Here is a 12,559-nt window from a genome sequence, read left to right as displayed (position 1 = left end):
TCCGCCCAGGGCACCCCGCCCGGGTGTGGCTACTTCAACGCGGCCGCACAATCGATGACGGGATCGATGCGCACGTCGAGCAGCGTGAGCCCCGGCCGGGAGTCGGCCGCCGCCTCGGCCAGCTCCTCCCGGGTGCGCACCACGCGCCCGGTCCCGCCGAACGCCGCGGCGAGGTGCGCGACGTCGGGCAGGGTCTGGCGGATCATCTCGGCCGGCAGGTCGTACTGGTCGATGTACTTGGCCTCGGCACCGAGCTGCTCGTCGTTGGTGACCACGACGGTGAGGCTCAGCCCGTTGAGCCGCACCGCGTCGAGGTCCTGGGCGGCCATCATGAAGCCGCCGTCGCCGCAGAACAGCACCACCGGATCGGCCGGCCGCGCCGCCGCCGCGCCGATCGCGATGCCGAGGCCGCGCCCGATCGAACCGAAACTGTTGCCGATCAACCATTGCCTGGCCGATTCCGCACGCACCAGTGTCGGCAACGTCTTCAGGCTGCGTCCGGCATCGGTCACCACCACGCGCCCAGCCGGCAGGTGCTCGTCGAACGCCGTGAACACCTCTCGCAGGTCCAGCCCGCGCGCCGGGTCGTGGCCGACGTCGACCGCCCGCACCGACTCCTGCACCTCGGCCACCGTCGGCCGCGCCACGACGGGCTTCGGCTCGGTGAACCCGCGCGCCCGCCACGCGTCGAGCACCGCCCGCACCACCGTTTTGGCGTCACCGAACAGCGAAACCTCCGGGTCCGCGCCCGCCGGCACCGTGGCGGGGTCCACGTCGCACCGCACGAACCGTGCCGCCGGGAACACCTGCCGGTCGCCCGTCGTCCACGTGTTCAGCGACGCCCCGACCGCGAACACCACGTCCACCTCGGCCAGTGCCTTGCGCACCAGCGCGGGCGCCCAGTTGCCGCAGAGGCCGAGGTTGCCCTCGCGGCCGGCGAAGAACCAGTTGGCCCGCAACGTGGTCCCCGTCTGCGCCCCGGTGAGCGTGGCGAGCTCGGCCAGCTCGGCCTCGCAGCCGGCGAGCAAGGCACCCTGTCCCGCGACGATCAGCGGCCGCCGCGCCGAAGCCAGCAGATCCACAGTGGACTCGACTGCCGCCGGGTCCGCAACCTCGGCCGTGCCCTCGGCAGGTTCGTCCGCCGGCAACTCGACCTCCGCCGTCAGCACTCCGTCGGCGATGCTCACGACCTGCGGGCAGCCGTTCCACCGGGCCGCCGCCAGCGCCGCGCCGAACTGCCCGGCCAGTTGCGAAACCTCCGCGACGTGGTGGAAACCCGCCCCGGCGATGTCAGACAGCGCACGCTGGTCGATGTTCATCGTGGTCTTCACCTTCGTCGCCGGCGACTCGCCGACGACGAACAACATCGGGACGTGCGTACGTGTCGCCGAGACCAGCCCGTTGAGCGCGTTGGCGAAGCCCGGCCCCTGCGTCACGCTGCAGACCGGGATCTCACCGCGGCTGCGGCTGTACCCCTCGGCCGCGTTCACGGCCGTTTCCTCGTGTCGGGTTTTCACCAGGCGAAGTGCGCCGGTTTTCAACCCGTGTCCGATCCAGGGCACGTTGGTGTTGCCGACCATGCTGAACACGGTCGTGGTGCCCCCACGGCGCAACAGTTCGGGGATCGCTTCGAAGCCCTTCACGAAAGGCTCCCCGTCGGCTGGTCCCAGCCCTTCTCGTCGGTGCCGTACTTGGCGATGTAGGCGTTCAGCACGGTCTCGCCGAGGTAGCCGTCGTAGGGGGCCGGGCCGGGGATCGAGTGGATGTCGTCGAAGAAGTACCGGTTGTCCTGGTCCCAGGTCGTCTTCCAGTACGCGACCCCGCCCGGGGTGAAGATCTGCGCCTTCGTCTCCCCCGCGTTCACCGGGTACGTCTCGAGTTTCTGCCAGTACGCCTTGAAGTTGTCGACCGTGAGCGTGGAGCCGGTCTGCTTGTTGTAGGTCTTCGAGATGTAGGCGGCGACCTGGTCGAGGTTCGCGTTGGTGTAGCGGATCGCCTCGTAGGTCACGTGGATCAGCTTCAGCAGCGCGTCCTGGTTGGCGTTCCAGTAGGACTTGGTGGTGATGTAGCCGTTGACCGGCGGCGGCGACAGGTTCGTGCCGGCCAGGAGCACCTTGTACCCGCGGTCCGACAGCGTCTGGCGCTGCGGGATGCCGGCGATGTAGGTGTCGCCGTCACCGCGCAGGTAGGCCGTGAGCCCGCTCGCCGGGTCGAGGTCCGTGTACTTGACCCAGTCCAGCGCCTTGCCCTGGGCCTGCAGCGCCGTCTGGATCACCTCGGCGCGGCTGTTGTTCAGCGTCGTGATCACCGACTTGCCGTGGATCTCGTCGATCACCGCGGTGATCGCGTCCTTCGAGCTCTTGCCTTCCTTCACGAACTCGTCGTAGGTCTTGAGGTCCGAGCCTGGCCGGCCCATCAGCGCGAAGCCGTTGCTGAAGATGTCCCACGGGTAGAGGTAGGCCAGGTCGTTGTCGAGGTGGTAGCCCTGGTTGATCTCCGACGCCGTGCGCCACCCGACGGGTGCACCCTTGCCGCTGGCCACGATCTTCGCGATGTTGGTGAACGCGACGTTCTGGAACGTCACGTTGAGGCATTCCTTCTTGTACCAGCCCAGCGCGTCGCCCAGGCTCATCACCAGCGAGTCCTGGTACGGCGTGGTGGCGATCTGGATATTGGTGGTTTTCGCACAACCCTGGATAGCCGGGCCGGACGCGCTGTCGGTTCCCCGGCAGGCGGTCAGCGCGGCGCAGAGGCTGACGGCAGCCAGCGCCACGGCGGCGAATCTCCGACGTGTGGACATGGTGCACCCTTCTTGGAGCTCTCGAGCGTCATCGATCGAACCCCCGGCCGCGCGTTCACGCAGCGACAAACTCTGTCCCCTTTGTCACAGATTCCCGGTCGGCTTCGTCCACCCCGTTTCGTCCGCGCCGTACTTGGCGACGTAGGCCTTCTGCACCTCTTCGCCCAGGAACGCCGACGCCGGCGCCGGTTCCGGGATGATGTGGGTGTTGGTGAAGAAGTAGTTGTTGTCCTCGTCCCAGATCGTCCGCCAGTACGCGGGGGCGCCGGGCGTGAACATCTTCTTCTGGGCGTCACCCGCGTTGGCCGGGTACGTCTCGAGGTTCTGCCAGTAGCGGTTGAAGTCCGCGACCGTGAGCGTGCTGCCGGTCTGCTTGTTGTAGGTGTCGGACACGTACTTGGCGACGGCGTCGCGGTTGGCGTCGGTGTAGCGGATGGCCATGAACGTGACGTGGATGAGCGAGAGCAGCGCGTCCTTGTTCTCATTCCAGTACGTCTTGGTGGTGAGGAACCCGTTGAGCGGCGGCGGGGAGAGCTCCGCGCCGGTCAGCAGGTTCTTGTACCCCTTGTCCGCCAACGGTTGCTGCTGCGGCAGGCCGGCGATGTAGGTGTCGCCCGTGCCCGAGAGGAACGCGGTGTACCCGCTCGCCGGGTCGAGGTCCACGTAGCTCGCCCAGTCCAGCGGCTTGCCCTGCGACTGGATCGCGCTCTGGATCACCTCGGCGCGGCTGTTCTTGAGCGTCGTGACGATCGACTTGCCGTGCAGCTCGTTGATCACCGCGGCGATGGCGGCTTCCCGGCTCATGCCGGAGTTCTTGAACTCGGTGTAGCTCTTCAGCCCGGTGCCCGGCCGGGCCATGAGCGCCGAGCAGCTGCTGCAGATGTCCCACGGGTACAGGTAGATCAGGTCGGAGTCGAGGTGTTGTGCCTGGTTGATCTCCGACGACGTGCGCCAGCCCACCGGCGCGCCGTGTCCGCTCGCGACGATCTTCGAGATGTTCGTGAGCGCCACGTTCTGGAACGTCACGTTCAGGCAGGCCTGCTTGTACCACCCGAGCTGGTTGCCCAGGCTCATGATCAGCGAGTCCTGGTACGGCGTGGTCGCGATCTGGATGTTGGTGGTCTTCGCACAGCCTTCGATCGGCGCGCCTTCGCTGCTGGAGCCGGCGCACGCGGTCAGGGCGCTCGCCAGCAGCCCGGCCGCGACCAGGACACCGCCGAGGCGGAGACGTTTGCTGATCCTCATCGGGTGTTCGCTTTCTGACGGAATTCGGTGGGGAACGAAAGAGGGGTGAGCGGATCAGGACATCCGGTCGACCCAGCGGGTGAGGAACTTCGTCACCAGGCGCAGGATCTGATCGAAAACGAACGCGCCGATGGTGACCGTCGCCGTGCCGATGAGGACCACCGACGTGTTGAGCGAGTTGCTCGCCTGCAGGATCAGGTAGCCGATGCCGTTCTGCGCGCCGAGGTACTCGGCCGACACCACCACGGCCCACGCCAGCGCGGCCGCGATCCGCAGCGACGCCACGAGGTTCGGCAGGATCGCGCGCAGGACCACGGTGCGGTAGATCTGGTTGGGCGAGGCGCCCAGCGACTGCGCGGCCCGCACGAACAGCGGGTTCACGTTCTTCGCCGACTCCATTGTGGTCACGGCGAGCGTCATGAAACACGGCAGCGCGGCCAGGGCGATGCGCTGGGTGTCGGTGAGCCCGAACCACAGGATCGTGAACGGGATCAGCGCGATCGGCGGCACCGGCCGGATGATCTCGATCAGCGGGTTGACCGAGAAGTACGCGATGCGGCTGCGCGCCATGATCAGGCCGGCGAGCACACCGAGGGCGCACCCGATCACCCAGCCGAAGAGCATGCGGTACGCGGTGGACCCGAAGTCCAGGGCGAGGTTGCTCCCGAGCGTCTTGCCCGCCTCGATCGTGGACGCGATCGACGGGAAGTACAGGTCGGGCACGACCTTCAGCAGGTCAGTGAGCAGGTACCACGCGGCGAGCACGACCACGACGGCGAGCACGCTGAGGATGCGCAGATCCAGGCGGCGGCGCGGCCGTGCGGACGGCCGCGCGGTCCGCACCGGCGGGGTGTCGAGCTGGGTCATCGGATTCTCACTCTCGAACGGCCTTGTTCGGCGGGCAGTGTTCGGCAGGCGGGGACGGCGGGTTCACTCGTTGCGCAGCAGCGACTGGATCTCGCGGCGCAGCTCCTGGAAGGCGGGTTCCATGCGGACGTTCTCGGGGCGCGGCCGGGCGAACGGCACGTCGATGATCTTGCGGATGCGCCCCGGCCGCGGGGTCATCACCGCCACCATGTCGCCCACGAAGATCGCTTCCTCGATGTCGTGGGTGATGAACACCAGCGTCTTGGGGTCGCTCACACTGAGGTTCACGAGCTCGTCCTGCAGCTGTTCCTTGGTGATCTCGTCGAGCGCGCCGAACGGCTCGTCGAGCAGGATGGTGCGCGGGTTGTTCACATACGCACGCCCGATGTCCACTCGCTTGCGCATGCCACCGGAGAGCACCTTCGGGAACTCGTCGGCGAACGCCTCGAGCCCGAGCACCTGCAGGAAGTGTTCGGTGCGAGCCTTCGACGCCGCGTCCTGTGCGTGGCGGATGCGCGGGCCGTACTCGAGGTTGCCGCGCACGGTGAGCCAAGGGAACACCGCGTCGGCCTGGAACACGGTGGCCCGGTGCTCGTCGGGGGCACCGACGGGCGCGCCGTCGATCAGGGCCTCGCCGGTGGTGGCACCGGTGAAACCGCCCAGCACGTTGAGCAGCGTCGTCTTCCCGCAGCCCGACGGGCCGACGATGGCGAGCGTCTGCCCGGGTTCGATCGTGAACGAAGCGTTCTGCACCGCGTCGAAGCTGCGGTCCTTGAGCTGCATCGTCACGGTCAGGTCGTCCACGACGATCCGCGCGGGCAGGGTGTCGGTGGTCTGGGAGAGCGTCATCGCTTCGTCCTCGTCAGTCTGCAGCGGGGTCACTTGACGGCCAGGGCGTTGGCCGGGGAGGCCGCGCCGTGGAGGAGGTTGATGGGGGCCGACGCGAGCAGGAACCGGTAGACCCGGTCACGCGCGCAGTCCTCGGCGAGCCGGGCGAGGTCCCACATCTCGCCGATCGGCATGCCCAGCATGGGGATGAGCCGCGGGTGCAGCATCATCTCGTGGCGCCGGGCGGGATCCGCTTTGATGGCTTCGGCTTCTTCGCCGGGTTCGAGCAGCGCGCCCGGCGGCCAGATCTCGAGCGCCGGGTTGTCCGCCGCGACGGCAGCGAGGCGCAGGTTCCACAGCGTGCGGACCATGTCCTCGACCGGACGCAGCCCGGGCGTGCGCAGAGCCGGGATCGGGGCGATCCCGGCGCGTTCGTCCGCGGTGAGGCTTTCGTACCACTCCGTCCAGCCGGTACGCACCAGCAGGATGTCTCCACTGTGGACTTCCACCTGCTGGCTCTCCAGCGCGCCCACGAGGTCGGCCACCTCGATCGGGTCGGACGTGCGGTAGTCCAGCGGCCGGCCCATCTGCTCGCGGTAGCGGCCGACGTCGGCGAGCACCGCGTGGCCGAAGATCCCGCGCTCGGCCCACACGTGGACGCCGTGCTCCTCGCTCGGGATCCCGTTGTAGTTGCCGAATCCGACGCGCTCCACGTGCCGGAATCCGTCCCACTGCGACGAAGCCTGGGTGTTCCAGTCGTGGAGCACGTCGTTGAGCGAGGTGGAGGTGGTCGACTTCACGATCTCGTGGCGCAGGTTGGGCCGGCCGAAGAAAGCCGGGCTCGGCAGGTCCATCCGCCAGTTGAGCGAGAACACCGCGCCACGCCGCACGCCCTGGGCCGCTGCGGCCGCGTGCTCCTCGGTGATCAGGTTGAGGCAGCCCAGCTTGTCGTCCGGGCCCCACAGCCCCCAGGAACACGGCAACCCGCCCTTGGTGGGGAGGTCGTCGTAGTCCGGGATCGCGTCTGCCTTCGCCACTGGTGCTCCAACCTGTCCGGGGAGAGCCGCGGACTCGCGGCCGTGAAGTGCGGGGAAGTGGTTGCGACGTTAAGCGCGCGTTGCAGCGGTGTCAATATTCGAACAGATCTCTGTTGTGAAACGAACATCTGGCGGACCCGATGTGGCTTTTCGCTCACACCAACGAAGAACGCTCCACGATCAGCAGACCGTCGAGCGCGATCGCGCCGGCCGCGGTGACGGAGACGGGGTTGAGCTCGAGCACGAACCGGGCCCAAGGCAGGCCCCGGGCGAACTCCGCGAACGCCACCAGGAACTCCGCCGCCGGCTTGCCGGCCACGGTGAGGTCGAGCCCCTTCGGATGTCGCGTGAACCGGAGTTTCTCCAGCAGCCGCAACGCTTTCCGCTCGTCGAGCGGCACGGTGGCGAACGCGACGTCGTCGAGCAGCTCGGCGAGCACACCACCCGCACCACAGGACACGACGAGCCCGAACACGGGATCTCGGAACACGGACACGAAAAGTTCGGTTCCGGACTCCGCCTGTTCCTGAACGAAACAGGACGCACCGGTAAGGCCCAGCCGCGCGATCGCGGCCGTGAACTCGTCGTGCGCCTTCCGGACGGCGTCCTCATCGGACAGTCCCAACCGGACAAGTCCGGCGTCGACGCGATGCGTGACCTCCGGCGAAACGACCTTGAGCACCACCGGAAACCCGATGTCCCGCGCTGTCGCCACGGCATCTTCGGCCGACGGCGCGACGACACCTCGCGGAGTACGCAGCCCGGCTTCGGCCAGCAACCGGTGCACCTCGTGTTCGGGGAACACCTGCCCGTCGACCGCGTGCGGGACACCGCGTGGTCTGTGCCGCACCGCGTCGGCGACAAGCCGTGCGGACTCGGCGCCGACGTCGCGCGCAGCGGCGGCCACTCGCCCCAACGTGACGGTCGCCGAGGCCTGCTCGGCGAACACGTGGATCCCCTCGGCCTTCAGCAACGCCTCGGCCGTCGGCGGAAAACCCTTGCAGTGCACCGCGAGCGTCGCGGGTCCGGTGTCGTGCGCCTCGCACAGCGCGAGCGCCAGCTCCTCCCCCGCCGCTGCGCTCATCGCACCCAGTTGCACCAGGACCACATCGGCCTCGCCACAGGAAGCCAGCACCCGCAACGCTTCCGGGAACGTCTCCCGCCACTCCGCCCGCGTGAACGCCTCCGGCGTCAGGTCGATCGGATTGCGGTTCGACGCGATCGACGGCAGCAACGGCGCCAGCCGCCGGCGCGTCGCCGCGCTCAGCAGCGGCACCTCGAGCCCGGCGTCGTGACACAGGTCCGCGGCCACGATCCCTTGCCCGCCACCGTGGCTCACCACGACGACCCGGCGCCCCGGCAGCGGCCGATCGGCATGGGCGGCGAGGAACGACGCGACTTCCACGAGCTCCTGCGCCGAGGTCACCCGCACAGCGCCTTCTTGCTCCAGCACCGCGTCCCAGATTCGCGCCTGCCCCGCGAGCGCTCCGGTGTGCGCGGCGATCGCCTGCGCACTCACCGCGGAGCGTCCGCCCTTGAGCACCACCACGGGTTTGCCCGCACGCCGCGCGGCCCGCAGCACCGAGACCAGCCCTGCGCCGTCGGTGAGACCTTCGAGGTAACACGCGAGCACCGCGGTCCCGGGGTCGTCGACCAGGTACGCGAGCGCCTCGACGGCGCCGACGTCAGCCTCGTTGCCCGTGCTGATCATGTGCCCGAAGCCGGTACCCGCCGCCTGCGCCCACGAGTGTGCCGACGCGGCGAGGCCCCCGCTCTGGCTCACCATCCCGATCCGTCCCGGCAAGAGCGTGTCCACACCGGACAGCCACGAGGCGAACGTGCCGGTGAAACCGAGGGCGGTGTTCACCACTCCCAGGCAGTTGGGGCCGAGCAGCCGGATCCCGGCGGCGCGTGCCCGTTCGGTGACCTGCTCCTGCAAGCCCGCGTTCCCGGTTTCGGCGAAGCCGCCCGCCCACAGGATCGCCGCGGCGACGCCGGCTTCGGCCAGCTGCGGCACCAGGTCCGGCACACGCGCGGCCCCGACCCCGACGATCGCCAGGTCCGGCGCGCACGGCAGGTCGGCCAGGCCGCGGTAACCGGCGTATCCGGCCACCGGCTCGCCCGAGGGATGAACCGGGAAGACCTCGCCCGAGTAACCGAACTTGCGCAGGAACCGCACGGCCGCGGCGCCGCGGTTGCCTTCGGCTTCGCGCGCACCGACGACGGCGACCGAGCGCGGGCCGAAGAGCGCGCGCAGACCGGCGCTCACGGCCGGGCCGCCTGCGGTCGGCAGGTCCCGGTCGTCCGGAGCGACGTCTCTGTCGTCGGATCCACGGACACCCCTTTACGGGTCGTCTCTGAGTGTGCTCTAGTTTGTGCGGAGGTCGAACAAGTTTCCGTAGCTCGCACAAACCATGCCTCGCCGCCGTCGGACTGTCAAGAATCGAGGCGGACTGCGGCGGTGGCCTGGACCGTGCGAGAGTTTCGGGTCGAAGCAGATTCAGGAGGTGACCGGCAGTGGCCGACAAACCGGGCCCGATCAGCAAGGGCGACCTGGTCCAGTCGTTCGAACGCGGCTTGGCCGTGATCCGCGCGTTCGACGGGCACGGGCCGGAGCTCACGCTGACCGAGGTGGCCGAGCTCGCCGGCGTCACGCGCGCGGCCGCCCGCCGCTTCCTGCTCACGCTCGCCGAGGTCGGCTACGTGCACACCGACGGCAAGCGGTTCTGGCTGCGGCCGCGGATCCTCGAGCTCGGCAACGCGTTCCTGTCGAGCCAGGGCCTCGCGGAGGTCGCGCGCCCGCACCTGGACAAGCTGGTGGCGGAGGTCGACGACTCGGCGGCGCTGTGCGTGCTCGAGGACGACGAGATCGTCTACGTCGGACTGGTCCGCACGCCCGCAAGGCGGATCATGGCGCTCAACGTGACGATCGGCAGCCGGATCCCGGCGCACCCGTCGTCGATGGGGCGCGTGCTGCTCGCGTTCCAGCCCGAAGAGTGGCGCGCGGAGTACTTGAAACGTGTCGAGCTGCAGCCGTTCACGCCGCGCACGGTGAAGGACCCGGCGAAGCTGGGCGCGATCCTCGACCGCGTGCGCGCCGACGACTACGCGCTCGTCGACCAGGAGCTCGACCTGGGCCTGCGCTCGATCGCCGTGCCGCTGCGGCACGAGGACGGGCAGGTGTACGCGTCGCTGAACGTCTCGATGCACTCGACCCGGCGTTCGAAAGAAGAGATGCGTGGGCAGCTGCTCGAACCGCTGCGCCGCACCGCCGGCGAGATCGAGGCGGACCTGCGGGCCATCGCGCGGCGGCGCCAGTCGTTCGGCGTCGGCGACGAGGACGGGGCCTGAGCAGGCCGTTTCGGGCCGGATGTGACCCGGGTCCCTCGATCGGTGTCACCGAGTGGTGCGAAGTTACCATCGGGTCATGGATGACTTCGCGGTCCAGCTGAAGCGGAGGGGACTGCGGAACACGGCCCAGCGCCGGGCGGTGCTCGGTGCCGTGCGCGACCACCCGCACACCACGGCCGCCGAGATCGCGGCGACCGTCGAGGCCGGCACCGGCGGGCTGTCGCGGCAAGGGCTCTACAACGTGCTGGACGACCTCGTCGGCGTCGGTCTGCTGCGCACGCTCGAACCGGCCGGCTCGCCCGCGCGCTTCGAGCTCGACCGGCACGACAACCACCACCACCTGGTGTGCCGCGGTTGTGGCCGGATCGAGGACGTGCCGTGCGCCGAGGGCTCGGCGCCGTGCCTGCACCCGTCGTCGGCGCCCGGGTTCACGATCGACGAGGCCGAGGTCACGTGGTGGGGCCTGTGCGCGGAGTGTGCGGCGCGGGCTTAATCCTGCTCCGGGTTCGGCTCTGGAGTGGCGGTGTCCGGGGTGGCCGTCTCGGGGATTGTGGTCTCGGGGGTTGTGGCCTCGGGAGTCGCCGTCTCGTCGACGGTCAGGGTGAGCAGGCGGATCATCGCCTCCACCGGCAGCTTGCTCTCGTCCGCGTGGTCGAGAAACGACAACACGCGCAACCCCTCCGGGGTGAGCGCCGAGGTGTCGTCGCCGATCTGCGCGCTCGCCGCTTCGAGGGTGCCGAGGCCGGCGTTGTGGTGGGCGTCGCGGACGGCGTTGCGCAGCACGGCGAGTTCGGCCGGCGACGGTCCGCGTTTCTCCTCGCGCAACCGTTGGACGATTCGCACCACCTGAGGTGACCTCGCCGCCACGGACTGGCGGGCCGCGAACGACGCCACCATCCGCGGGGTCGAGCGCGTCTCCTGCGGGGAAGCCGGGATCACGGGTGCGGCGGCACCCTCCACGCGCAGGCTGTCGAGCGCCGCGGCCCGGCGTTGTTCACTTTCGCGCAGGCGCGCGAGCGGATCTTTGCGCCGGGACGCCGCGAATGTTCGAGCTTCATCACGCGCGCTCTGCCCCGCCTCGGTGACGCGCGGGCGCCGGCGGCCCGTGCCCTCTGCCGCGGCCTGACGGCGGTTGTTCTCGAACCACGCCTCGAACGACTGCCCGCGCCGCGGCGGCTCGTGGACCTCGGTCATCGCGGCCTGCGCCGCGTCGTTGAACCAGCCCTCCAGCCGTGAGCGCAGGAAGCCGCCGGGACGTTCGCCGGAGTGGCGGGGGCGCTGGCGCGTGCCGTCGGGCAGGGTGCTGAGCGCGATCAGCAGCGCGTCGGGGCAGTAGCCGCTGCTGTACCAGAACTCGAGCTGGCGCTCGACGTCCTCGCGCTCGTCACGCGTCAGCGTCTCCGTCACCCAGCCCATGCGCCGGAACAGGACACCGGTCGCCTGCGCGCGTTCGTGCTCGTCGCTCGGGATCACCGTCGACGGCCACGCGCGGTCCGACATCCGCACCATCCGCCACCTCCTGCACCGACGGTACGGCGCCCGAGTTCGCGCCCTTCACCCGACACGCCGCCACCGTGTTGGCCGCCACGATCACGGCGATCGCCGCCCATGCCGGAGCGTCGAGCCGCTGGTGAAGCACCACTTCGCCCACCAGTGCGGCCAGCACCGGGTTCACGCTCATGAAGACCCCGAAGAACCGCGTCGGGACTCGCCGCAGCGCCAGCAGGTCGGCGAGGAACGGCAGCGCCGAGGACAGCACCCCGGCCGCGAGCGCGGCCCCGAGTGCCGCCGGCGTGGGGCGGTGGTGGAAAAACACCACGATCCCGACGGGCAGGTACAGCAGACCGGACACACCCGCCGCCGCGGCGGAGCCCTGCACGCCGGGCAGCCGGCGGCCGACGGTGCGGTTGAGCAGGATGTAGCAGGCCCAGCACGTGGCCGCGACCAGCGCGAGTGCGACGCCGAGGTAGTCGGTGCTGGGCCGGGGTCGCGTGAGGATTCCGACAGCCGCGGCGGCGGCAATCGCACAGGCCAGGTCCGTTCGGCGACGCGAGCCGGCCAGCGCGACGGCAAGCGGGCCGAGGAACTCCAGCGTCACGGCCAGCCCGAGGCCGATCCGGTCGATCGCGGAGTAGAGCGAGAGGTTCATCGTCGCGAACACCGCCGCGAGCCCGAGGACCGGGCGCCACTGACGGGCAGTGAACGACCGCAGCCGCGGGCGTCCCACGGCGAGCAGCAGCACGGCGGCCACCCACTGGCGCACGGCCACCACGCCGGCGGGCCCGAGCACCGGGAACGCCAGCGCGGCTGTGGCCGCGCCGAGCTGGTTCGCGGTCGCGCCGCCGAACATCAACGCCACGCCGGTGCGGTTGTCCTGGGTCATGCCGGCGAGCCTGCGGCACGGCCGTGCATGCGCAAAATGCATTCATCG

At 69.8% G+C, this 12,559-nt stretch carries 11 protein-coding genes; 2 read left to right on the top strand and 9 right to left on the bottom strand.

Features of this window, described 5'->3' with window-relative positions; translation table 11 throughout:
• Positions 1-29: 29 nt before the first annotated feature.
• From K1T34_RS35875 to K1T34_RS35845, 7 genes are all read right to left on the bottom strand, one after another.
• Complete coding sequence (locus K1T34_RS35875) at positions 30-1,643, bottom strand: thiamine pyrophosphate-binding protein (RefSeq protein WP_220239155.1); 1,614 nt, start codon at positions 1,641-1,643, stop codon at positions 30-32.
• Complete coding sequence (locus K1T34_RS35870) at positions 1,640-2,800, bottom strand: ABC transporter substrate-binding protein (protein WP_220239154.1); 1,161 nt, start codon at positions 2,798-2,800, stop codon at positions 1,640-1,642. Before K1T34_RS35870 ends, K1T34_RS35875 begins: the two co-directional genes overlap by 4 nt.
• Positions 2,801-2,884: 84 nt before the next feature.
• A complete protein-coding gene (locus K1T34_RS35865; RefSeq protein ID WP_220239153.1) occupies positions 2,885-4,045 on the bottom strand; it encodes an ABC transporter substrate-binding protein in 1,161 nt (386 codons plus the stop codon).
• Between the two features lie 54 nt (positions 4,046-4,099).
• A complete protein-coding gene (locus tag K1T34_RS35860; RefSeq protein ID WP_220239152.1) occupies positions 4,100-4,912 on the bottom strand; it encodes an ABC transporter permease in 813 nt (270 codons plus the stop codon).
• A 63-nt stretch (positions 4,913-4,975) separates the two neighbouring features.
• Complete coding sequence (locus K1T34_RS35855; protein WP_220239151.1) at positions 4,976-5,761, bottom strand: ABC transporter ATP-binding protein; 786 nt, start codon at positions 5,759-5,761, stop codon at positions 4,976-4,978.
• A 29-nt stretch (positions 5,762-5,790) separates the two neighbouring features.
• Positions 5,791-6,777, bottom strand: a complete 987-nt coding sequence (locus K1T34_RS35850; RefSeq protein WP_220239150.1) for a cyclase family protein — start codon at positions 6,775-6,777, stop codon at positions 5,791-5,793.
• Positions 6,778-6,931: 154 nt separating this feature from the next.
• The gene (locus K1T34_RS35845) at positions 6,932-9,046 is read right to left on the bottom strand and encodes an acetate--CoA ligase family protein (RefSeq protein WP_220239149.1); all 2,115 of its coding nucleotides are present in this window, start codon (positions 9,044-9,046) and stop codon (positions 6,932-6,934) included.
• 248 nt (positions 9,047-9,294) lie between these two features.
• Between K1T34_RS35845 and K1T34_RS35840 the strand changes: the two genes are divergently transcribed.
• A complete protein-coding gene (locus K1T34_RS35840; RefSeq protein ID WP_255637796.1) occupies positions 9,295-10,128 on the top strand; it encodes an IclR family transcriptional regulator C-terminal domain-containing protein in 834 nt (277 codons plus the stop codon).
• 76 nt (positions 10,129-10,204) lie between these two features.
• Positions 10,205-10,621, top strand: a complete 417-nt coding sequence (locus tag K1T34_RS35835) for a Fur family transcriptional regulator (protein ID WP_220239148.1) — start codon at positions 10,205-10,207, stop codon at positions 10,619-10,621.
• Here the strand turns inward: K1T34_RS35835 and K1T34_RS35830 are convergent.
• A complete protein-coding gene (locus K1T34_RS35830) occupies positions 10,618-11,628 on the bottom strand; it encodes an FUSC family protein (protein ID WP_255638816.1) in 1,011 nt (336 codons plus the stop codon). The genes K1T34_RS35835 and K1T34_RS35830 overlap by 4 nt on opposite strands.
• Complete coding sequence (locus K1T34_RS35825) at positions 11,513-12,511, bottom strand: DMT family transporter (protein WP_255637795.1); 999 nt, start codon at positions 12,509-12,511, stop codon at positions 11,513-11,515. Before K1T34_RS35825 ends, K1T34_RS35830 begins: the two co-directional genes overlap by 116 nt.
• Between the last annotated feature and the right edge of the window lie 48 nt (positions 12,512-12,559).

Origin of the sequence: Amycolatopsis sp. DSM 110486 (assembly GCF_019468465.1) — a bacterium.
GTDB lineage: Bacteria > Actinomycetota > Actinomycetes > Mycobacteriales > Pseudonocardiaceae > Amycolatopsis.
Note: the sequence above shows the minus strand (reverse complement) of the source record. Positions and strands in the feature narration are given on the sequence as shown.